At 64.6% G+C, this 22,342-nt stretch carries 22 protein-coding genes and 1 pseudogene; 16 read left to right on the forward strand and 7 right to left on the reverse strand.

All coding sequences use genetic code 11. From position 1 onward, the window contains the following. Positions 1-41: 41 nt before the first annotated feature. Positions 42-719: an LON peptidase substrate-binding domain-containing protein gene (locus EI171_RS05485; RefSeq protein ID WP_011083424.1), complete on the forward strand. Its 678-nt coding sequence runs from the start codon at positions 42-44 to the stop codon at positions 717-719. 13 nt (positions 720-732) lie between these two features. On the opposite strand, the gene EI171_RS05490 is transcribed toward EI171_RS05485, so the two are convergent. The 5 genes from EI171_RS05490 to EI171_RS05510 all read right to left on the reverse strand — a co-directional run bounded on the left by EI171_RS05490 (position 733) and on the right by EI171_RS05510 (position 5,802). After that, positions 733-3,234, reverse strand: coding sequence for an EAL domain-containing protein (locus tag EI171_RS05490; RefSeq protein WP_161532790.1), 2,502 nt, complete (start codon positions 3,232-3,234; stop codon positions 733-735). A 181-nt stretch (positions 3,235-3,415) separates the two neighbouring features. Then, complete coding sequence (locus EI171_RS05495) at positions 3,416-4,009, reverse strand: cytochrome b/b6 domain-containing protein (RefSeq protein WP_161532791.1); 594 nt, start codon at positions 4,007-4,009, stop codon at positions 3,416-3,418. Positions 4,010-4,071: 62 nt separating this feature from the next. Further along, the gene (locus tag EI171_RS05500; protein WP_161532792.1) at positions 4,072-4,350 is read right to left on the reverse strand and encodes a PepSY domain-containing protein; all 279 of its coding nucleotides are present in this window, start codon (positions 4,348-4,350) and stop codon (positions 4,072-4,074) included. Positions 4,351-4,570: 220 nt separating this feature from the next. After that, on the reverse strand, positions 4,571-5,389 hold the full coding sequence (locus EI171_RS05505; RefSeq protein WP_161532793.1) for an SDR family oxidoreductase: 819 nt from the start codon (positions 5,387-5,389) through the stop codon (positions 4,571-4,573). 62 nt (positions 5,390-5,451) lie between these two features. Beyond that, complete coding sequence (locus EI171_RS05510; protein ID WP_161532794.1) at positions 5,452-5,802, reverse strand: hypothetical protein; 351 nt, start codon at positions 5,800-5,802, stop codon at positions 5,452-5,454. Between the two features lie 91 nt (positions 5,803-5,893). Between EI171_RS05510 and EI171_RS05515 the strand changes: the two genes are divergently transcribed. Further along, the gene (locus EI171_RS05515; protein ID WP_038965114.1) at positions 5,894-6,427 is read left to right on the forward strand and encodes a TetR/AcrR family transcriptional regulator; all 534 of its coding nucleotides are present in this window, start codon (positions 5,894-5,896) and stop codon (positions 6,425-6,427) included. A 74-nt stretch (positions 6,428-6,501) separates the two neighbouring features. Beyond that, on the forward strand, positions 6,502-6,699 hold the full coding sequence (locus EI171_RS05520) for a Trm112 family protein (RefSeq protein ID WP_011083431.1): 198 nt from the start codon (positions 6,502-6,504) through the stop codon (positions 6,697-6,699). Between the two features lie 214 nt (positions 6,700-6,913). Here the strand turns inward: EI171_RS05520 and EI171_RS05525 are convergent, their stop codons facing one another. Continuing rightward, positions 6,914-8,134 (reverse strand): ubiquinone biosynthesis hydroxylase, encoded by a 1,221-nt coding sequence (locus EI171_RS05525; RefSeq protein WP_011083432.1) that lies wholly within the window; start codon positions 8,132-8,134, stop codon positions 6,914-6,916. A 215-nt stretch (positions 8,135-8,349) separates the two neighbouring features. On the opposite strand from EI171_RS05525, the gene tesB reads away from it, so the two are divergent. Then, positions 8,350-9,213 carry an acyl-CoA thioesterase II gene (tesB, locus tag EI171_RS05530; protein WP_028174978.1) on the forward strand — a complete coding sequence of 288 codons (864 nt, stop codon included), beginning with the start codon at positions 8,350-8,352 and terminating at the stop codon, positions 9,211-9,213. A 3-nt stretch (positions 9,214-9,216) separates the two neighbouring features. Here the strand turns inward: tesB and EI171_RS05535 are convergent, their stop codons facing one another. Beyond that, complete coding sequence (locus tag EI171_RS05535; RefSeq protein WP_028174979.1) at positions 9,217-10,095, reverse strand: DUF4339 domain-containing protein; 879 nt, start codon at positions 10,093-10,095, stop codon at positions 9,217-9,219. A gap of 238 nt (positions 10,096-10,333) precedes the next feature. Here EI171_RS05535 and EI171_RS05540 point away from each other — a divergent pair, with 238 nt between their 5' ends. The 12 genes and pseudogenes from EI171_RS05540 to xth all read left to right on the forward strand — a co-directional run bounded on the left by EI171_RS05540 (position 10,334) and on the right by xth (position 22,272). Continuing rightward, the gene (locus EI171_RS05540) at positions 10,334-10,672 is read left to right on the forward strand and encodes a P-II family nitrogen regulator (RefSeq protein ID WP_008142802.1); all 339 of its coding nucleotides are present in this window, start codon (positions 10,334-10,336) and stop codon (positions 10,670-10,672) included. A 75-nt stretch (positions 10,673-10,747) separates the two neighbouring features. After that, positions 10,748-12,049 carry an ammonium transporter gene (locus EI171_RS05545; protein WP_161532795.1) on the forward strand — a complete coding sequence of 434 codons (1,302 nt, stop codon included), beginning with the start codon at positions 10,748-10,750 and terminating at the stop codon, positions 12,047-12,049. Positions 12,050-12,130: 81 nt separating this feature from the next. After that, a complete protein-coding gene (locus tag EI171_RS05550; protein WP_011083437.1) occupies positions 12,131-12,445 on the forward strand; it encodes a helix-turn-helix transcriptional regulator in 315 nt (104 codons plus the stop codon). Between the two features lie 28 nt (positions 12,446-12,473). Beyond that, positions 12,474-12,827 (forward strand): SRPBCC domain-containing protein, encoded by a 354-nt coding sequence (locus EI171_RS05555; protein ID WP_161532796.1) that lies wholly within the window; start codon positions 12,474-12,476, stop codon positions 12,825-12,827. Between the two features lie 40 nt (positions 12,828-12,867). Continuing rightward, positions 12,868-13,470: an ATP-dependent Clp protease proteolytic subunit gene (locus EI171_RS05560; protein WP_161532797.1), complete on the forward strand. Its 603-nt coding sequence runs from the start codon at positions 12,868-12,870 to the stop codon at positions 13,468-13,470. A 447-nt stretch (positions 13,471-13,917) separates the two neighbouring features. Then, positions 13,918-14,256: a P-II family nitrogen regulator gene (locus EI171_RS05565; protein ID WP_008142813.1), complete on the forward strand. Its 339-nt coding sequence runs from the start codon at positions 13,918-13,920 to the stop codon at positions 14,254-14,256. A 37-nt stretch (positions 14,257-14,293) separates the two neighbouring features. Then, positions 14,294-15,741, forward strand: a pseudogene (locus EI171_RS05570) (ammonium transporter). Between the two features lie 214 nt (positions 15,742-15,955). After that, positions 15,956-16,360, forward strand: a complete 405-nt coding sequence (locus EI171_RS05575) for a GFA family protein (RefSeq protein ID WP_028174984.1) — start codon at positions 15,956-15,958, stop codon at positions 16,358-16,360. Positions 16,361-16,692: 332 nt separating this feature from the next. Further along, the gene (locus tag EI171_RS05580; protein WP_161532798.1) at positions 16,693-17,907 is read left to right on the forward strand and encodes an aminotransferase class I/II-fold pyridoxal phosphate-dependent enzyme; all 1,215 of its coding nucleotides are present in this window, start codon (positions 16,693-16,695) and stop codon (positions 17,905-17,907) included. Positions 17,908-17,916: 9 nt separating this feature from the next. Next, positions 17,917-20,394 (forward strand): DNA translocase FtsK, encoded by a 2,478-nt coding sequence (locus tag EI171_RS05585; RefSeq protein ID WP_161532799.1) that lies wholly within the window; start codon positions 17,917-17,919, stop codon positions 20,392-20,394. 151 nt (positions 20,395-20,545) lie between these two features. After that, positions 20,546-21,301 carry an outer membrane lipoprotein carrier protein LolA gene (locus EI171_RS05590; protein WP_011083445.1) on the forward strand — a complete coding sequence of 252 codons (756 nt, stop codon included), beginning with the start codon at positions 20,546-20,548 and terminating at the stop codon, positions 21,299-21,301. A gap of 155 nt (positions 21,302-21,456) precedes the next feature. Next, positions 21,457-22,272, forward strand: a complete 816-nt coding sequence (gene xth / locus EI171_RS05595) for an exodeoxyribonuclease III (RefSeq protein ID WP_161532800.1) — start codon at positions 21,457-21,459, stop codon at positions 22,270-22,272. Positions 22,273-22,342 lie beyond the last annotated feature (70 nt).

Raw genomic sequence — 22,342 nt, forward strand, 5'->3', positions numbered from 1 at the left:
CCGGATCATGCTCTAGCGCGCGGGACTTCAGCGGGGACCAGATGCCGATCAACATCGAATATCGCGGGCCCGCCGACCTTCCGGAGATCATTCCGGTATTTCCATTGCCGGGCGCGCTCTTGCTGCCGCGCGGCCAAATGCCGCTCAACATCTTCGAGCCGCGCTATCTCGCGATGGTCGACGATTCCTTCCGCGACGGCCATCGCCTGATCGGCATGATCCAGCCTGACGTGGCGCACTCGCCGAAGAACTCCGACAAGCCGGCGCTGTTCCGCGTCGGCTGCGTCGGCCGCATCACCCAGCTCGCCGAATCCGGCGACGGCCGCTACATCCTCGAGCTCACCGGCGTCTCGCGCTTCAAGGTGGTCGAGGAGCTCGAGGTGCTCACCGCCTACCGGCAGTGCAAGGTGGATTTCTTCACCTATGTCGACGACTTCACCGCGCGGATGGGCGAGGACGAGGTCGATCGCGAGGCGCTGCTGGCGGTGCTGGCCGACTTCCTGAAGGCCAACAATCTCAAGGTCGACTGGGAGGGCGTCGAGAGCGCGCCCAACGAGGCGCTGGTCAACGCGCTGGCGATGATGTCGCCCTATGGCCCCGCGGAAAAGCAGGCCATGCTGGAGGCGCCCGACTTGAAGACCCGCGCCGAGATCCTGATCGCGGTGACCGAGATGGACCTCGCCAAGAAGCGCACCAGCGGCGATCCGCCGTTGCAGTGAGGGCCTGAATTGCTCAGGCAGCGCGAACGGCTGCGCCGGCACCTCGCCGCAGCATCCTGGCGATGTCGGATGCAGGCATCGGCCGGCTGAAATAGTAGCCTTGCGTTTCGAGGCACCCCTCTTCGCAGAGGATATCCAGCTGCTCCTTGGTTTCGACGCCTTCGGCGGTCGTCGTCTTGCCGAGGCTGACTGCGAAACGAACCACTGCGCGCGCGAGATGGCGCGCCTCTGCCCTTGCGCTCGAAAGTTCGTTGACGAAACTGCGATCGATCTTGATCTTGTCGAACGGGAACTTTTGCAGAAAGCTCAGCGATGAATAGCCGGTACCGAAATCGTCGAGGGCGATTCGCACACCGAGCTCGCGCAATTGGCCGAGGACGGCGAAAACGGCTTCGCTGTCATGCATGATCACCGTCTCGGTGACCTCGAGCTCGAGCCTGTGCGGCGCAACTCCCGAACTCGCCAGCGCGCCGATAACGACCGGAACAAGCTCCTTGCTCCGGAACTGAGCAGGAGACAGGTTGACCGCGATCCTGACATGCGTGGGCCATTTGGCGGCTTCCGCACAGGCGGCTCTCAGGACCCATTCTCCCAGCGGCACGATCAAGCCGGTCTCCTCCGCGAGCGGGATGAATTCGCTCGGCATGACCAGACCTTGCTGCGGGTGATGCCAGCGTAGCAAGGCCTCGAAACCATTGACCTTGCCGGTCGCGGGGCTGACGAACGGCTGGTAGTGGAGCTCGAACTGACGGCCGGCAATCGCATCCCGCATGTCGCGCTCCAGGTTGCGTCGCGCATGCATGAGCTCGTCGAGTTCCGGCTCGAAGAAACGGAATGCACCACGTCCACCACTCTTGGCCGAGTAGAGGGCGAGATCCGCGCTCTTCATGATCACGTCGGAATCGTTGCCATCGCGCGGCGCGATGGCGATGCCGATGCTGGTGCCCACCGTGACCCGGTGATCACCAAGATCGAACGGTTCGCAAAGCGCCTTCCTGATGTTCTCGGCAAGGGCGGCGGCCTCCACGGCCGGGTTGGTCACGTAATCGATCACGGCGAACTCGTCGCCGCCCAGCCGGGCGATCAACGCGGTTTCCGTGGTGCATTCGCGCAAACGCGCGGCGACGGCGCGCAACAGGGAATCGCCCGTCGGATGTCCCAGCGTGTCGTTGACTTCCTTGAAGCGGTCGAGATCGAGCATGAGCACGGCCAGATCGAGGCCGCCATTGCGCGTAACCGCGATGGCATGCTCCATCCGCTCCCTGAGCAGCACGCGATTCGGCAGATCGGTCAACGCATCGTGTTGTGCCATATGAGCGATCTTGGCCTCGGACCGGCGCTGCTCGGTGACGTCAAGATGCGTAGCCACCCACCCGCCGCCGGCCATTGGCTGCCGCGTCACGCAGATCAACCGACCATCCGTGAACTCGTCGATTCTGCTCGAGACTGCATCGAACGGCAACGCAGCCAGTTTCGAGAGGAATTGCTCGGCAGCGCCTTCGCTGGTGTCGCTCTTGAGGATGCCGGTCACGACGCGATGCCTGATGATGTCGGCGTGCGGTGTCCCCGTCCTCAACAGTTCCGGCGGCAGCTGATAGAGTCGAGCATAGCGCTCGTTGCAGACGACAAGTCGCTTCTCCGCATCGAACATGCACAGGGCCTCGACCATGTTGTTGATGGCCGTATCGAGCCTGAGTTTCTGCTCCTGGATTTCCTGTTGTGAATCTTCCACCTGCTGCCGGGCGAGCGAGAGCTCACTGATGATTTGCTCGAATCTGCTGGTTCTGGTCGCAAGGCGGCGATCCGCCAGCACGCCGACGAAGCTCATCCCGAGCACCGACAGGGCCACGCCCGCAATTGCCACGGCGAGGAAGGTCGGAGAAAGCGACAATGTATCGCTTGCCAGCGTAGGGTCTGGAACGATCTGCACGGCCCCCATGGCCGTGAAATGGTGCGACACGATGGCGAGCGTCAGCAGCAGCGCCGCAGCAAAGGTCCCCCACTTGTCCTTGTGGCCCAGGGCAACCGCGAGCGCAGCGTAGCCCAGCACCATGCCGAGGACGATCGAGATCAACACCAGCCCCGGCGACCAGGTCACGCGACCCGGGACCTCGAGGGCCCACATGCCGATATAGTGCATGCTTGCAATGCCCGCGCCGATAATGCCGCCACCGGCAGCTGCGCGCCACTGGCCGGAATTGTTGACGGCAACACCAAAACCGCCCGAGGTCAGGATCATCGCCGCGGCGAGCGACAGCACCGTCAGAACGAGGCCGTAATTGGTCGGGACGCCGGGCTCGTAGGCGAGCATCGCGACAAAATGCGTTGCCCAGATTCCGTAGCCGATGGCGGCGCCGGCAATCGCAACCCAGATCAACCGCGCCCAGGCCCGCGAGGCGACCGCACGATGAAAGATGCTGACCGCAACGATACTTGCAACGAAGCACACCAAGCCGGCAAGCAGGACGAGACGCCAATCGTGTTCGGCCGTAAGGCAGGAAAAAACACGGAACATCCAATAGCGCTCCCCTCGTCAATATCGTCGATGGTGGATCGCCTAGACGTTCTTCGCGTTAATTTTGTGCAACGCCTGATTGCATGATTACCAGCGGGTTAACGCGGCCCGTGCAATTCGATCTGCGGAAATTTGCGCCATCGACGGCCGGCGGACGTGCGCCGTGATCGGCAACGAACGTCTAGAGGTGAGTGCGGATGCGCTTGCGTCCGGTGATCATCGCGCGGATCAGGTTCTCGCGCTGGAGAATCCCCATCAGCACCACGCCCACGACGTGCAGCACGACCAGGACGATGACCGCGTCCGATGAATAATGGTGGGCGTCTTCGACCCACCAGACGCCGAAGAAGGTGACGGTCACCGACATCGCTCCCGTGATCGTGGAGACGGCGAGCGATGCCAGCAGCGCCACCAGCATCAACGTGCCGGCGGGATTGAGACCGATGTAGCGGCCGGTCATGCCGCGGCGCAGGTTCCAGAGATAGCCTGGCGCCGCGCGAAGCCTGACGCCGACCATGCGGAAGCGCGAATAGCGGCTTCCCCAAAAACCCCAGACCAGGCGGAAGGCCAGGAGCCCAAGCACCGTATAGCCGACGATGCGGTGCAGGCGGTCAAAGACGGTGGGGGTGAACCACGCGGCCAGAACACAGATCGCCAGGGCCCAGTGCCAGAGGCGCAACGGGAGGTCCCAGACCGCGATCGTGCGCGGAGCAGTTCGATCCGCGGGGCTCCTGTCGGACGCCCCGCGCGCTTCTGGCACCGCTTCTTCGATCAAGCGAAGACCACCCTCAAGCCTTACTTTGCGCAGATCACTTCGCGCAGGTCATTTCGCGCAAGTCATTTCGCGATCGTGTGCTTCAGGCTGAGATCTTCGGGGCTGTAGAACAGCTCGTAGAGCTTGCCTTCCTTGACGCCATAGACCTCATAGCACGAGCCTTCGATCTTGGAGCGCCGCACTTCGTAACCGAGCGCCTTGGCCTTGGCTTCGGCTTCGCTCGCCGGCTTCCACGACGCCTTGTCGAGCTTGGTGCAGTTCTTGAAACCGTCGGCCATGGCGGCGGATCCCGTGCCAATCCCGATCGTCAGTACCATGGCAACAACACGAATGACCTTCACGAACGTCTCCTCCTTTGTCGTGAGCGCTGCGCGGGAAGCCGCGAAGCGGGACGGAAGGAAGCAAAGCACATGATGAAGTCAATGCCGTTCGGAGCCGGTTCGCTTTAGAGATATTCTAACGATCCGAGAAAGATCAGCGCTCTCCGCATGCAGCACGCATTTGAACGGCCGCTGCGGCCTTACGTCTCACGGGACGGAGGCACGCAGCCGGCCGGGCTGGTCATCCCTGGATCGCGCTTCGCGCAGCGGGGTAGTTGCGTTGCAGCCAGTCCGCCCAGGAGAGCCGTCCGCGAACGCCTTGGCTGACGACGAAGCCCATGCCGCGCGCCTTCGCGTCCGAAAGATTCATCGGCAGGATTTTCCGATGCAGCCCCCGGGCGTCCTGATACCGGCGGGCTAGCGAGACAAGCTCGAGATCTTCGGGGCCGCCAATCTCCGCGCGCTCGCCACGCGTCCCGTCGAAGGCGCAGGCCACGACGTGGTCGGCGACATCCGACGTATCGACGGGATTGAACAGCGTCGTCGGCACCGGCCACACCGGAAGCCAGGCGAGGCCCGAGAGCAGGCTGTCGAGCAGATAGTAGAACGGCATCGCGCGAACCACCGACCAGGACAGAGCCGATGCACGCACCAGCCGTTCGCCGGCAAGCTTGACCCGCGCGTAGGGCAGGGTTGCCTCATCGAGGCCGACGATCGAGACGTGGAGGAAGTGCCGCACCCTGGCCTCCCCGCAGGAGGACAGCAAGCGCCCGGTGCCCTCGACGTCCACGGCGGAGGGCGAAGTGAAGAAGTCTTTCGGGCGAATGCCGCCGCGCCGCGCGATCGGCGAATAGGTCGCCGCGTTGATGACCGTGTCGACGTCATGCAGCGCGTCCCGCAACCCGGCGCCTGTGGCGAGGTCGCCGATCGCCCATTCGACGTCCGGTCGCGTGCCCGGCGATCGCGCAAGCACCCGGACGTGACGTCCGCTGCGAACGAGGCGATCGACGATATCCCGGCCGAGATGGCCTGTGCCCCCGGTGACGAGTGTCAGAGCCATGCTTGAAGCTCCATCTGTAACGGCTCGCCGTTCGCCGTAGCGGGAAGGCGTTTACGGCGAGCTCAATAGCCGGCAACCGTCATGGCAACGACGGCGCTGAGCGCCATCCAGCCAAAGTGCCGGCCGCGTGTCGCCCATGCGTTGGCGAAGGCGGAGAAACCGAACACGCAGGCCATGGTGATGACGATCCAGTGGCGCGCCGGCGCCGAGTCCATCCAGGGCGCCGCGACCAGGAGCACGCCGCCGCCGATCCAGGCGACGGTCGATGCCTGCCAGACCAGGCGGATCAGGGTGCGCAGCCGTTCCGGCTCGATGCTCGCGCGAGCAAAGACCTTGGTCTCGCCGAGGATGCCATGGATGAGGGCCACGACGATGGTCAGGACGCCGGCGCACTGGAGCAACAGATCACGCATCGATATCTCCGTACATAACTGTATGGAGACATAGGGGCTGGCCTGCCGCCTGTCAATACACTAGTGTATGGTCAAGTTCCGGGAACCTGGCATGACCGAACAGCTCTCCGCCGACGATTGGATCAAACAGGGGCTGAAGGCGCTCGCGAAAAGCGGCTTCACGGCGCTGAAGGCCGACCCGCTGGCAAAGGCCATCGGGGTTTCGCGCGGCAGCTTCTATTGGCATTTCGCCGATCTCGGCGCGTTCCATGCCGCCGTGCTGAAACGCTGGCGCGAGATCGCGGCCGAGCAGATCATTGCCGATGTCGAAGCCGCCGGCGACGAGCCGCTGAAGGCGCTGCTGCGCAGGTCCTTCGGCGCGCGGCTCGATCTCGAACGCGCGGTCCGCAACTGGGCGGCATTCGATGCCGCCGCGCAAGCCGCGGTGCGCGCGATCGACCGCCGCAGGCTCGACTATATTGAGCAGCTCCTGGACAAGCGCGGGCTAGACCCGGCGACGGCGCAGGCTCGCGCGCAGATTCTCTATTGGACATTTCTCGGCTTCGCCCTGTCGGGCCCGCCGGTGCCGGTGGCACGGCTCCAGGGCCTGCTCGACGACCTGCTACGGATGATCTCTGCCGAGTGACCCGTTCCAATGGAACGGGTCACTCGGCGGGCGCGAATTTCTGTGCTAGAGGCAGCCGATCGCCGGAGACCACAATGAACGCGCCCACCGAACGCCCCGAAACCAGCGTCGATCCGAAATTGCTGGAGATTCTGGTCTGCCCGCTGACCAAGGGTCCGCTGGAGTTCGATTCCGCAAAGCAGGAGCTGATCTCGCGCAGCGCCAAGCTCGCTTACCCGATCCGCGACGGCATCCCGATCATGCTGCCGGAAGAGGCGCGGAAGATCGATTGAGGTCGCAGTCTTGCGCAGCGGCCGCGCAACAATCGCGATGTCGTCCTGGCGAAGGCCAGGACCCATAACCCCAGGGAGGGGTTTGGCGCGACGCTGGTAACTCCGTGTCTTCGCAAAACTATTGCTGCGGCGTATGGGTCCCGGACCTGCGCGCGCTTGGGGCGCGCTTGTCCGGGACGACGAGCGGAGGGTGGAGCGCCAGCGAGGATAAGAACTACAGCGCCTCGCCCTTCAGCAGCCGCGGCACCTCGCCCGTCAGGCCTGCGGCCTGGCGGATAAAGAGATTCTTCAGCGGCGGGGCGCGGTCGACGAGACCGAGGCCGATGTCGCGCACGGTGCGCAGCAGCGTCGACTGGTTGGAGAACAGGAAGTTCAGCGAGTTGGTGGCAACGCCCATCGCCATGGTGTCGAAGCGGCGCCAGCGCTGGTAGCGCTCGAGCACGTCGGCCGCGCCGAGATCCATCCCGAGCCGCGCGGCATCGACGACGACCTCGGCCAGCGCGGCGACGTCCTTCAGCCCCATGTTGAGGCCCTGGCCCGCGATCGGGTGGATGACGTGGGCGGAATCGCCGACCAACGCGAGGCGCTCGGCGATGAAGGAGCGCGCCACGAAATAGGACAGCGGAAATGCGCGCGGCTTGTCGAGCGCCTTGACCTCGCCGAGATGCAGGCCGAAGCGCTGCTCGAGCTCGCCGTGAAACTCTTCGTCGCTGAGCGCGATGATGCGCGCGGCCTCAGCCCGGCGCTCGGTCCAGACCAGCGAGGAGCGCTTTCCGGACAGCGGCAGGATCGCGAAGGGACCTGCGGGCAGGAAGTGCTCTTCGGCGCGGCCTTCGTGATCGCGCTCATGGCCGACGGTGACGACGATGCCGGACTGGTCATACTCCCAGCCATTGGTGGCGATGCCGGCGCGCTCGCGCAGCTTCGACCTCGCACCATCGGCGGCGACCAGCAGGCTGGCCGCGATCACGCTGCCGTCGCCGAGCGTCACGTCGATGCCGTCGGAACGCGCGTCGTAGGAGGCGACCGTGGTGGCGCGGAGATCGATGCCCTCGGCCTCGGCACGCACGACCAGCGCGTCGATCAGGCGGCGGTTCTCGACCATGTGCGCAAAGGGCTCGCCCGGCGCGACGTCGCCGGCGAAGTTCAGGAACACCGGACGCGTGGCGTCCTCCAGCTTGGAATCGGTGACGACCATGTCGAGGATCGGCTGCGCCTCGCCCCTGACGTCGTCCCAGGCACCGATCGCCTCGAACAGGCGGCGGCAGGCCGCGACGATCGCGGTGGCGCGCGGGTCCCGGCTCGGCCGCGTGCTGAGCGCGGGATCGGCGACGATGACGGGAATCTCGGGCCCGAGCCCCTGGCGGAGCGCCAAGGCCAGCGCCAGGCCCGCAAACGCGCCGCCGCCAATGACAATGCTACCCTGTACCGACATACCAAGCTTCCCGGCCAATACTTCGCCTGTTCTTGGTCTTGCTAGCAGACTTGAGGTGGGCGAAACAGTGCGGTGAAACAAGGGCGGAACGGCCCAATTCCGTCATTCCGGGGCGCGCGGAAGCGCGAACCCGGAATCCAGAGGTTATCGCTCGGGATTCCGGGTTCATCGCTGGCGCGATGCCCCGGAATGACGAGATTTTCGAAAGCACAATCATGTCCAAAAGCCTGATCGACCTGATCTCGATCCTCGACCTCGAACAGCTCGAGGTGAACCTGTTCCGCGGCAACAGTCCGAAGACGAGCTGGCAGCGGGTGTTCGGCGGCCAGGTGATCGGGCAGGCGATGGTCGCGGCCTGCCGCACCGTCGAGGGCCGGCTGCCGCATTCGCTGCATTGCTATTTCATCCTGCCGGGCGATCCGCAGATCCCGATCATCTACCAGGTCGAGCGCCTGCGCGACGGCAAGAGCTACTCGACCCGCCGCGTCACCGCGATCCAGCACGGCAACGCGATCTTCTCGATCATGGTGTCGTTCCATGCCGAGGAGGAGAGCGCGTTCGATCACCAGGACAAGATGCCGGACGTGCCGCCGCCGGAAAAGCTGACGGCGGAGGAAGTGGCGAAGCAGCCGCTGTTCAAGGAGATGCCGGAGTTCATTCGCCGCTACTATGAATCCGACCGTCCGATCGAGCTGCGCCCGGTCGAGCTCGGCCGCTACTTCGGCCAGAAGATCGAGGACGGCCGCATCCACGTCTGGATCAGGACCGCGGCGAAGCTGCCCGACGATCCGGCGCTGCACATGTGCGCGCTGGCCTATGCGTCGGATTTCTCGCTGCTCGATGCGATCATGGCGCGCTACGGCCGCACGCTGTTCGACAAGCGCATGATGCCGGCGAGCCTTGACCACGCGATGTGGTTTCACCGCCCGTTCCGCGCCGACGAATGGCTGCTCTACGCCCAGGATTCGCCGAGCGCGCGAAGCGGCCGCGGGCTGACCCGCGGCTCGATCTTCAAGCCCGACGGCACGCTGGTCGCCTCCGTCGCGCAGGAAGGCTCCGTGCGCGAGCGGAGGGCATAACGCCTAGAGGGAGCCGCGGGGGGCGAGCTCGGTCTGCGACGCAAACCAGTTCATGATCCAGCGATACACCCACGGGATCGGGATGATGAGGCTGAACAGGATTGCGGCCACGATTCCGCGCCAGAGAATCTCAAGACCGCTGCCCTTGAAGACGATCTCGCGCCGCGTGCCTTCAATGCTGCGGCAGAACCAGCGCATCTGAGCCGCGGCAACCCAGGCCCAGCCGATGATGGTAATGATCGAGATCGCGAACAGCAGATTCCAGCCGACATAGGCCCAGACCGAGCCGGTGAAGCTGAGGCCGAGCGGCTGCCCATTGGAGGCGAGGTTCGCGACGATCCATTTGATGAGGAGCCAGTAGAGAACGATCTGCACGAGGAACAGCAGGTTGCTCAGCAACTGGCTGCCGATGAAGCCGATCGCGATCGCCAGAACGATGAAGCCGAAAAACCAGGGCACCAGCGCCATCGCATTGCCGGTGAAGCTGAGGTTCGGGCGTCCCGGGACCTTCACGCAAGGCACGATCCATTTTGTGTACCAGACGAAGACCCACGGCGCCGGGATGACAAAGCACATGCCGATCAGCATCACGATGCTACGCCAGGTGAATTCGAGGATGCCAAAATCGACCGACAGTGATCCGCCGGCGGCGCCACCATTGCCGCGGCCGCCCATCGTCGGCGGACCACCGGCCGGGATCATCGGCGGCGCGCCGCCGCCGACCAGGCCGGGGATCTCGGCGGCCTTCTGCCAGCCGGCCATGCCTTCGGTCCACACCAGCGTATCCGGGCGCACGACGCCCTGGGCGATGAGGTCGCGGAACTGCCCTTCGGGAAAGGGCCCCTGCTGCTTGCCCTCGGATGCGTAGAACCAACTCGCCATGAAACGTCCCCCTCAAACATACTTATGTACCGGCTGGGACGCTTCGGTTCACCGCATCCATGCCAAAAATGCATTGTGACGGATGAACGGCTGCCCTGTACAGAGGCGGCCGTTCACAACGCCAAACGTTTTTCCGCTTCAATCTGCAACTTTTTTATGCCATTTGCCCGGAAAGATGCCAGATTGACGCTGCGCCGGGGACATACGGCGCGGCGCATCCCGGGGAATAGGCCTGACCATGAAACTCGTCGTCGCGATCATCAAACCCTTCAAGCTCGATGAGGTCCGCCAGGCCCTGACGGCGATCGGCGTCCACGGCATGACCGTGACCGAGGTAAAGGGTTATGGCCGCCAGAAGGGCCACACCGAGATCTATCGCGGCGCGGAATATGTCGTGAACTTCCTGCCGAAGCTGCGCATCGAGATCGCGGTCGCCTCCGACGTCGCCGACAAGGCGGTCGCCGTGATCACCGCCACGGCGCGCACCGGACAGATCGGCGACGGCAAGATCTTCGTCACGCCGATCGACCACGCGCTGCGCATCCGCACCGGCGAAACCGACAGCGACGCGCTCTAAAAACGACTTCTTCTTCGATCGTACCGGGCAACGACGCCACAGCTGCGACGCAATTTCTATGCTGGGGGAAATGACATGGCGGGATTGTTGCGCCGCGCGACCGTTATGGCTGCGCCGGCCGGACTTATGTCGATCATTGCCGCGCCCGCGCAGGCCGCGGGTTCCGAGATCAACACCGCCGACACCGCCTGGATGATCGTCGCCACCGCGCTGGTGCTGATGATGACGATCCCCGGCCTCGCGCTGTTCTATTCCGGCATGGTGCGCAAGAAGAACGTGCTCGCCACCATGGCGCAGAGCCTTGCCGCCGTGACGATGATCTCGATTCTCTGGGTCGCGTTCGGCTATTCGCTCTGCTTTGTCGGCGACGGCCCCTGGATCGGCACGCTCGACCGCTGGTTCCTGGCGGGCATGACGCTCGACAGCGTCAACCCGGCGGCGAAGACCATCCCGGAATCGCTGTTCATGCTGTACCAGATGACGTTTGCGATCATCACGGTGGCGCTGGTCGCGGGCTCGGTTGCCGACCGCATGCGGTTCTCCGCTTATCTGCTGTTCTCCGTCGCCTGGTTCATCTTCGTCTACATTCCGCTGGCGCATTGGGTGTGGGGCGGCGGCTTCCTCGCCAGCATGGGCGTACTGGATTTCGCCGGCGGCCTCGTGGTGCATCTGTCGGCCGGCACCGCCGGCCTCGTCGCCGCCAAGGTGATGGGGCGCCGCCACGGCTACGGCACCGAAAATCTCTCGCCGTTCGATCTGTCGCTCGCCGTGATGGGCACTGGCCTGTTGTGGGTCGGCTGGTTCGGCTTCAACGGCGGTTCGGCCGGCGCGGCCAATTCGCGCGCGGTGCTGGCGATCATCGCGACCCATCTGGCGGCCTGCTCCGGCGCGCTGACCTGGGGCGCAATCGAATGGTCGACGCGGCGCAAGCCTTCCGTGCTCGGCATGATCTCCGGCGCGGTCGCTGGCCTCGGCACCATCACGCCGGCCTCGGGCTTCGTCGCGCCGTGGCATGGCATCGTCATCGGCATCATCGCCGGGGCGGTTTGCTACTGGGCCTGCACCTGGCTGAAGCACCGCTTCGACTATGACGATTCGCTCGACGTGTTCGGCGTCCACGGCATCGGCGGGCTGACCGGCACCCTGCTCGCCGGGGTGTTCGCAACCAGCGCCATCGGCGGCACCGCCGGCCTGCTCGAAGGCCATCCGCGGCAGCTTCTGATCCAGCTTTATGGGGTCGCCGTCACCTTCGTTTGGGCGGCAGGCGTGAGCTTCATCCTGCTCAAGCTGGTCGGCCTGTTCGTGCCCTTGCGCGTATCCCGTGAGCACGAGCTCGAGGGACTGGATATTTCGCAGCACGGTGAGGCGCTGCAGTAAGCTGCGGGCGAGCGGTTCGAAGCATCGACCAGCCTAAGCCCAGGACTTGCACATCACATAAGTGTATGCTTATGTGTTGCCATGATCGAAGCCGACATCTTCAAGGCGCTGGCCGACCCGACGCGTCGAAGGGTCTTTGAGAAGCTCGCTGGCGGAAGCCTGAATGCGAGCGCTTTGCGCGACGGATTGGAGATCAGCCAACCGGCGATGTCGCAGCACCTCGCGGTGCTGCGTGCGGCAGGTCTGGTGCGTGAACAGCGGCAGGGCCGCTTTGTGAACTACGAAGTCGACCCGGACGGAATCGTCGCCATCGGGGCATGGCTTGCGCGCTACCGCGCCTACTGGCCGAAGCGCATGGAAGCACTCGCCGATCTCCTCAAGGACATGGATCAATAAGGACCTGGATTAATAAGGACCTGGACCGATGAGCGACGCCGCGAAGCCTGATCGTCCCGACGAAGCCCTGGTGCTTGAATATGATTTCGATGCGCCGCCGGCAAAGGTCTGGCGCGCCGTGACCATTCCGGCCTTGCGCGAGCGCTGGTTGCCGGATTGCGACCTTGCGGGCGCCGAGCCGGAATCAACGATCGCAGGCGAAGAGGTGCGCTACCGGCTTCGCGATTCAGAGCCGCCGTTTCGCGAGAGCCACGTCATCTTCCGGATCGAGCCGAACGAGGACGGCGGCACCCGCTTCCGCATCATCCAGCAAGCCTGCGACGACCTCGCGAAACTGCCGCAGCCGGCCAACACCAATTGCCGCCTGATGATGGCGGCCTGACAGCAAAAGACTTCATCACCTGCAGACATGGAGGTCGCCAATGCGCGACATGCTTCAGCTCGTCCCTATGGTTGTCGAACAATCTGCCCGCGGCGAGCGATCCTTCGACATCTATTCGCGGCTCCTGCGCGAGCGCATCATCTTCCTCAACGGCGAGGTCAATGATGCGATGTCCGGACTGGTCTGCGCGCAATTGTTGTTCCTGGAGGCGGAGAATCCGAACAGGCCGATCAATCTCTACATCAATTCCTATGGCGGCGTAGTCACCAGTGGACTGGCGATGTACGACACCATGCAGTTCATCAAGGCGCCGGTTCATACGCCGTGCATGGGCACCGCGCGCTCGATGGGCTCGTTCCTGCTGATGGCCGGCGAGCGAGGTCACCGCGCCGCGCTGCCCAATGCGAGCCTTCACGTGCATCAGCCGCTCGGCGGCTTCCAGGGCCAGGCGTCCGACATCCTGATCCATGCCAACGAAATGCAGGAGACCAAGCGGCGCATCACCCGGCTCTACGCGCAGCATTGCGGGCGCACTGAGGCGGAGGTGGAACGAACCTTGGACCGCGACCACTTCATGACTGCACAGCAAGGGGTCGAATGGGGATTGATCGACCGGGTCTTTGCGGAACGCGACGCTACCTGACGGTCCGACGGCGGCTTCGGCCGGATACCGTCCGGCGAGCTTTGTTCTGCCCGAGCGGCTCGGCCGGTTGCGCGCATCCCGTGAGCACGAGCTCGAGGGGTTCGGTATTTCGCCGCACGGCGAAGCACTTCAGTAAGCTTTGCCCATAATTAGATACCTTCCAGCTGCCCGACACGTGAGCAACATTGTGTCGGCAGCCTGTCGTGCCCTCATTTTAAGCAGTCGTGACCAGTTCTTGAGCGCGACGTAATAGCGCACTGCACTGCGATACCCGTCAAACGCGAAAACCCCCGCTTTCATAATCCGTTAGGCAACACGCCCGTTCTGGCACGGCATTTGATTCTAGGGGGCGTGGCTGTGCCCGCGTAGTGAAACTTCTCCCTCGTGGCGAACCAGTCGAGAAACGCCCGGCCACGTCCGGACCGGGCCCAAGCGGGGATAGGACCCATGAAAATTGTTATGGCGATTATTAAGCCATTCAAGCTGGAAGAAGTCCGTGACGCCCTGACCGCCATCGGCGTTCACGGTCTCACGGTGACGGAAGTCAAGGGGTATGGCCGCCAGAAGGGCCATACGGAAATCTATCGCGGCGCTGAATATGCCGTGAGCTTCCTGCCCAAGATCAAGATCGAGGTCGCTGTCGCCTCCGACCAGGTCGACAAGACCATCGACGCCATCACGTCCGCCGCGAAAACCGGACAGATCGGCGACGGCAAGATCTTCGTCATCAACCTCGACCATGCGGTTCGTATCCGCACCGGCGAGGCCGATGCCGCGGCCCTTTGATTTCGCGCTCAACCTTATCCAATCAGGAGTAAATAATATGACGTTCAAGCGTCCCTATGGCGCGGGATTGGCGGCTCTCGCAGTCGGCCTGTTCGCTGCGACCGCAGCCTATGCCGAGCCAACGGTCAATAAGGGAGACAACGCCTGGATGCTGACATCGACAGTCCTCGTGCTGTTGATGACGATCCCGGGTCTTGCGCTGTTCTACGGCGGTCTCGTCCGTTCCAAGAACATGCTCTCGGTCTTGATGCAGGTCTTCTACACGTCTGCGTCGTCACCGTGATCTGGGCCGTGTACGGCTACAGCCTCGCCTTCACCGGCGGTTCCGACTTCATCGGCGGCTTCTCCAAGGCCTTCATGATGGGCGTCACCACCGACTCGAAGGCCGCGACCTTCTCGGTCGACGCCAACATCTCGGAGCTCATCTATATGTGCTTCCAGATGACCTTCGCGGCGATCACGCCGGCCCTCATCGTCGGCGCCTTCGCCGAGCGCATGAAGTTCTCGGCGATCGCTCTCTTCATCCCGCTCTGGGTCACGCTGATCTACTTCCCGATCGCGCACATGGTCTGGTACTGGCCGGGCCCGGACGCGATCCAGGACGCTGCCAAGGCTCTGGCTGCGGCGACTGATGCGGCGGCGAAGACCGCGGCGCAGGCCAAGCTCGACGAGATCAACGCCGACGCCGGCTGGATCTTCAAGAAGGGCGCGATCGACTTCGCGGGCGGCACCGTGGTGCACATCAACGCCGGCATCGCAGGTCTCGTCGGCGCTCTCCTGATCGGCAAGCGCACCGGCTACGGCAAGGAGCTGATGGCTCCGCACTCGCTGACCATGTCGATGATCGGCGCCTCGCTGCTCTGGGTCGGCTGGTTTGGCTTCAACGCCGGCTCCAACCTCGAAGCCAACGGCGGCGCTGCCCTCGCCATGACCAACTCCTTCGTCGCCACCGCAGCCGCCGCGCTGTCGTGGATGTTCGCGGAGTGGATCGTGAAGGGTCACCCGTCGGTGCTCGGCGTCATCTCCGGCGCTGTCGCGGGTCTCGTGGCCGTCACGCCCGCCGCCGGCTTCTCCGGCGTCATGGGTGCGATCGTCCTCGGTCTCGTGGTCGGCGTGGTCTGCCTGTTCTTCTGCACCGTTGTGAAGAACGCGATCGGCTACGACGACTCCCTCGACGTGTTCGGCGTGCACTGCATCGGCGGCATCGTCGGTGCTCTCGGTACCGGCATCCTGGTGAACCCCGCCCTCGGCGGCGCCGGCATCATCGACTACACGGCGATCCCGCCGAAGGTTGCCGATTACGACTTCGCGGCGCAGATGGTGTCCCAGTTCTGGGGCGTCTGCACCACGCTGGTGTGGTCGGGCGTCGGTTCGGCGATCCTCTACAAGGTCGTCGATGTGATCGTTGGCCTCCGCGCCAATGTCGAGAGCGAGCGTGAAGGCCTCGACATCACCGAGCACACCGAGCGCGCCTACAACATGTAACGTCTCCTCCCGGGCACGGTCTCCCCGGAGACCGCGTCCACAACTACGGTTTGGGCACATACCCGGCAATGCCCCGACCGTTGAGGGGCTCCAGCGCAAGCTGGAGCCCCTTTCTTTTTGCGCCGCGCGGCAAAGAAGCAAAGAAAAGGATTGCCATTCCAGATTGCCGGCGCAGAAATATCGACCACAACGAACAACAAACCGGGAGGTCGTCATGCGTTTGGAAGGCGGATGCTATTGCGGCGAAGTGCGCTACGTGGCCGAGGGCGACCCTATGATGCAGGCGCAGTGTCATTGCCGCGAGTGCCAGTACATCTCGGGCGGCGCACCCAACACCTTCATCGCGATGCCGGTGGCCGGCTTCAGCTACATCATCGGGCAGCCCAAGCAGTTCACCCGCAAGGACCTCGAGCGCGCCGTGACGCGCGAGTTCTGCCCCGAATGCGGCACGCATCTGGTAACCAAGGTTCCGGGCCTCCCCGCAGCGATCCTGAAGGTCGGCACGCTGGACGAGCCCGAGCAGTTCCATCCGCAGATGGCGATCTACACCTGCGACAAGCAGGAATTCCACGCGATCCCCGCCGGCATGGCGACGTTCGAGAAGCTGCCGGGGCATTAGCCCACGATGACGGCGCGCTCCCTCCCCCGCATGCGGGGGAGGGCGAGGGCAGGGGAGAGGGTGTCTCAACATCGGGACAGTCCTTCTGCGGAGAGAACCCTCACCCGCCTTCGGCGCGACCTCTCCCGCAAGCGGGAGAGGTCGAGGAACCAGCCGGCCCTGTAGCCTAGCCCACCCATCCCGTTGTTATCCGGCCTCAATATTCCCGCTCTGGACGGGGGCGGCGGCCGATGGTTAATCGCGTCTTAACCTCGCCCTATCTATGGTGAACTGAACCGCTTCCCGCCGGCGCCTTGGTGCGACTGGCTGTTCCAAGAGTGCTGGCGTCCAGAATGGCTATGACCGCTTCATCCCGTGCGCCGCAGGCCAGCGGAAGCTCCGATTCCGAACGCTCGCCCTTCGTCCGGCTGAACGAGCTGTTGGGACCCCATCAGCCGGGTAAGCCCTTGATTACGCTTGCGGTCGGCGAGCCTCAGCATCCCGTGCCCGATTTCGTCGGTCCGGTCTTGGCCAAGCACACCGCCGATTTCGGCCGTTACCCGATGAACCAGGGCACCGAGCCGTTCCGGAAAGCCGCGAGCGCCTGGTTGTCGTCGCGCTTCAAGCTGCCGCGGCCGCTCGACCCCGCGAGCGAGCTTCTCGTCCTCAATGGCAGCCGCGAGGGGCTGTTCCTCGCCGCGATCACGGCCGCACGCTATGTCAGCCCGCGCCCCGGCAAGCCCGCCATCCTGATGCCGAACCCGTTCTATCCGGTCTACGGCGCCGGCGCCCGCGCAGCGGCTTGCGAGCCGGTCTATCTGCCGACCACCGTCGAGAACGGCTTCCTGCCCGATCTCGACGCCATCGACGAGGCGACGCTGGCGCGCACGGTGGCGTTCTATCTGGCCTCGCCCGCCAATCCGCAGGGCTCGGTCGCCAAGCCCGACTATTTCAAGCGGTTGAAGCAGCTCGCCGACCGCTACGGCTTCGTGATCCTCAGCGACGAATGCTATTCGGAGATCTACACCCGCGAGGCCCCGGGCAGCGCGCTCGAATGTGCCGGCCCCGACTTCACCCGCGTGGTTGCGTTCCAGTCGCTGTCGAAGCGCTCCAATTTGCCGGGCCTGCGCGTCGGCTTCGCCGCCGGCGACAAGAAGTTCATCGGCATGTTCCTCGAGCTGCGCAACATCGCAGCGCCCCAGGTGCCCGTGCCGCTCCAGCATGTCGCCACCGTCGCCTATGGCGACGAAGCGCATGTCGAGGAGAACCGCAGGCTCTACCGGATCAAGTTCGACCTCGCCGACCAGATCATCGGCAATCGCTACGGCTATCGTCGGCCCGACGGCGGCTTCTGCGTCTGGCTCAACACGTCCGAGCTCGGCGACGACGTTTCGATCACGCTCAGGCTCTTCAAGGAAGCCGGCGTGCGCGTGGTGCCCGGCAGCTATCTGGCGCGGCTCCAGCCCGACGGCTTCAATCCCGGCGCAGGCTACATTCGCCTCGCGCTGGTGCAGGATGGCGAGACCACGGCACAGGCGCTGCACCGCCTGGTCGAGACTCTGGGTTAGGCGGGGCCCGTGAGCATGTCGGCAATCGAACGTGTCATTCCACTGGTCGGCCATCTGCCGCCGTCGATCCGCGAGGGGCTGGCGCGGCGTATGCGCGAGCTCGCCGGCCTCGGCCTGATCGCGCTGTCGGGGCTCGCCTCGGCCGCGCTCATGACCTGGTCGGTGCAGGATGCAAGCCTCAGCCACGCGACCTCGCGGCCGATCCGCAACATCCTCGGCTATGCCGGCGCGATCGGCGCCGACCTTGCGATGCAGATCCTCGGGCTCGGCGCCATCATGCTGGTCCTGACGGTCGCGGTCTGGGGCTGGCGCATGATGACCCATCGCCCGTTCGACCGCGAGGCGCTGCGGCTCGGCTCCTGGATTCTCTGCACCGTGATCGCTGCGGGCTTTGTCAGCTGCTGGCCGCACGGCGGCGCATGGCCGCTGCCGACCGGACTCGGCGGCGTGGTCGGCGATGCCCTGGTGCGCGCGCCCGCGGTGATTTTCGGGCCGCCCGGCATGATCTATCGCACGGTGCTCGGCGTGATCCTGTTCGCGGCGATGGCCGCGACCTTCCTGATCGCCTGCGGTCTTGGCGCGCGCGAGCATGACGACGAGCTCGCCGAGATCGAGGATGACGACAAGCCGCTCGATGAAGACGAGGAGAGCGATCGCGGCTCGGTGTCGCTGGGCTGGCTGTTCCATGCGCTGATGAGCACCAAGGCGCGCCTGATCTGGCTGTGTGGTGCCGCTTACCGCTCGCTGGTCTCGAGCGGACCGAAGACCAGGGCCGTTGGGTTCAGCCGCCAGGAGCCGAATCTCGGCGGCGGCCGCGCCGCGCCGCCGATCTCGCCGCGGTCCGAAGACGAGGACTACGAGGAGGAGCACGAGGAAGAGGAAGACGAGGAGGAAGAGGAGGAGCCTGCCGCGCGCGCACCGCGCAAGAAGGCGGCTCCGAAGGCCGCGGCCAGGAAATCCTCCGACAAGTTCGAGCTTCCGTCCGTGTCCGTGCTGGCCGCGCCCAAGGCCGGCGATCGCCAGCCGCTCAGCAAGGCCGAGCTGGAGGCCAATTCGCGCGCGCTCGAAGGCGTGCTGCAGGACTTCGGCGTGCGCGGCGAGATCGTGAAGGCCAATCCGGGTCCCGTCGTCACGCTGTACGAGCTGGAGCCGGCGCCCGGCATCAAGTCGTCGCGCGTGATCGGCCTCGCCGACGACATCGCCCGCTCGATGAGCGCGCTGTCGGCGCGCGTCGCCGTCGTGCCCGGCCGCAATGCCATCGGCATCGAATTGCCGAACGCCCATCGCGAAAAGGTCTATCTGCGCGAGCTGCTGGTCGCCAAGGAGACCGTCGACACGGTCGCGAAGCTGCCGCTCTGCCTCGGCAAGACCATCGGCGGCGACCCCGTCATCATCGACCTCGCGCGCACGCCGCACATGCTGATCGCCGGTACCACCGGCTCGGGCAAGTCGGTCGCCATCAACACCATGATCCTCAGCCTGGTCTACCGGCTGCGCCCGGACCAGTGCCGGCTGATCATGGTCGATCCGAAGATGCTCGAACTCTCCGTCTATGACGGCATTCCCCATCTGCTCACGCCCGTCGTGACCGACCCGAAAAAGGCGGTGGTCGCGTTGAAATGGGCCGTGCGCGAGATGGAAGAGCGCTACAAGAACATGGCCAAGCTCGGCGTGCGCAACATCGACGGCTACAACACGCGCCTGCTCGAGTTGAAAGCCAAGGGCGAGGAGCCGACGCGCACGGTGCACACCGGCTTCGACAAGGAAACCGGCAAGGCGATCTACGAGGAAGAGAAGCTCTCGCTCGACCCGCTGCCCTACATCGTCATCATCGTCGACGAAATGGCCGACCTGATGATGGTCGCCGGCAAGGACATCGAAGGCGCGGTACAGCGTCTCGCGCAGATGGCGCGCGCAGCCGGCCTGCATGTGATCCTGGCGACACAGCGTCCGTCGGTGGACGTCATCACCGGCACCATCAAGGCGAACTTCCCGACCCGCATCGCCTTCCAGGTCACCTCCAAGATCGACAGCCGCACCATCCTCGGCGAGATGGGCGCCGAGCAGCTGCTCGGCCAGGGCGACATGCTCTACATGGCGGGCGGCGGCCGCATCAGCCGCGTGCACGGACCGTTTGCGTCGGACGACGAAGTCGAGAAGGTGGTGCGCCACCTCAAGACGCAGGGCCAGCCCGAATACCTCGAGGCGGTCACGGCCGAAGAGCCGACCGAGGACGAGGACGGCGGCGCCGTGTTCGACGCCAGCGGCATGGGCGCGGATGGCGGCGGCGATCTATTCCAGCAGGCCGTTGCCATCGTCAAACGCGACCGCAAGGCCTCGACCAGCTACATCCAGCGCCGCCTGCAAATCGGCTATAACCGCGCAGCATCGCTGATGGAGCGCATGGAACTGGAAGGCATTGTCGGTCCCGCCAACCACGCCGGCAAGCGCGAGATCCTGGTCGAGGAAGAAGACAGCCATATGTGAGGCGAGCCGCCTCAAAACAGGCTTTCACGCAAAATCGATATCTGCTTTTGCCCGAAATCACGCTAAAAGGCGCCTAGCCATACAGGACGACGCGTTGATCAGACATCCGGACATTCGATTCGCTGCCACCATCGCCGCGCGAAGCGCGCGCGTGGCCGGCGTGCTTCTCGTCACCGCCGCGATGGTGACCGCGGCGTCGTCCGCGCAGAACGTGCCGGTACCGAAGCCCGCGCCGAAGGGCCGCGACAATGGTGCGGCCGCCGGCGGGCCTGCGGTCACCGGCGCGACCCAGACGCCGCCGAATCCGGTGATCCCGGATCCGCGCCGCAACGTGCCGAGCAGCATCTTCCAGACCTTCGACGCCAACCAGAAGGCGCAGGCGGCCAAGGTCAGCGCCTATCTGTCCTCGCTGTCGACGCTGGTCGGGAATTTCGTTCAAGTCGGCCCCGACGGCAGCAAGACGCAGGGCGATTTCTACATCCAGAAGCCGGGCAAGGTGCGCTTCGAATACGACGCGCCGAGCCCGATCGACATCGTCGCCGACGGATCGTCGCTGGTGGTGCGCGACCGCAAGCTCGCGACCCAGGACGTCTATCCGCTGTCGCAGACGCCGCTGCGCTTCCTGCTGTCCGATCGCATCGACCTGATGAAGGACACCAACGTCGTCAACGTCTCGGCCGACGACGTCTTCGTCAGCGTCACCATCGAGGAGAAGCAGGCGCTGGTCGGCACCAGCCGCCTCCTGCTGATGTTCGGCGCCAAGGACGGCCAGCTGAAGCAGTGGACCGTCACCGACCCGCAGGGCTACGACACCACGATCGCGGTCTACAATCTCGACGCAACCAAGAAGCTCGATCCCGGCATGTTCAAGATCGACTTCACGAATTACGGCCCATCGCCAGGATAGTTGCTGTAGGGTGGGCAAAGGCGCACTTGCGCCGTGCCCACCATCTCTCCTCCTCGCGGCAGGAATGGTGGGCACGCTTCGCTTTGCCCACCCTACGAGAGCTCGCTGTGGACAAGCATTTTCCCCGCGCCAATCCATGCTAAGACGCATCCCTCATGCGTCTTTCCCTGACAACCTGGAACATCAATTCGGTGCGGCTGCGCATCGATCTGGTCGCGAAATTCCTCAAGAGTGCGCGGCCGGACGTGCTGTGCCTCCAGGAGACCAAGTGCATCGACGACGCCTTTCCGCTGAAGCGCTTCAAGCGGCTCGGCTATGAGCACGTCGCGCTGAACGGGCAGAAGGGCTATCACGGCGTCGCCATCGTCTCGAAGATCCCATTCGAGTCCAAGGACATCCGCACCTTCTGCGACAAGGTGGATTCGCGCCACATTTCTGTATCTTTCGGGACGCAGGCCAACATCGAAAAGCCGCTGGTGCTGCATAATTTCTACGTGCCGGCCGGCGGCGACATTCCCGATCCGGCGCTGAACGAGAAGTTCGACCACAAGCTGCGCTTCCTCGACGAGATGACGGCGTGCGAGCCGCTGCATCCGCGCGGCGATGACCGCCACATCCTGGTCGGTGATCTCAATGTCGCCCCGCACGAGAACGACGTCTGGTCGCACAAGCAGCTTCTGAAAGTGGTCTCGCACACGCCTGTCGAAACCGAGAAGCTGAAGGCGGCACTCGCGGCCGGTGAGTGGGTCGACGTCGCGCGCGAGCGCATTCCGATGTCGGAGAAGGTCTACACCTGGTGGAGCTACCGTTCCGCCGACTGGACCGTCGGCGACCGCGGCCGCAGGCTCGACCACATCTGGGTCTCGCGCGCGTTGAAGGACGCGGTCCAGGATTTCAAGATTCTCCGCGACGCGCGGAGCTGGGAGCGTCCGTCGGACCACGTGCCGGTGACGGTGACGCTGGAGGTGTGACCTCCTGTCATTCCGGGGCGCGCGTAGCGCGAGCCCGGAATCCATCGGGCGGCAGAGTTGGTGGATGAAT

This window comes from Bradyrhizobium sp. LCT2 (genome assembly GCF_009931255.1).
Taxonomy (GTDB): domain Bacteria; phylum Pseudomonadota; class Alphaproteobacteria; order Rhizobiales; family Xanthobacteraceae; genus Bradyrhizobium; species Bradyrhizobium diazoefficiens.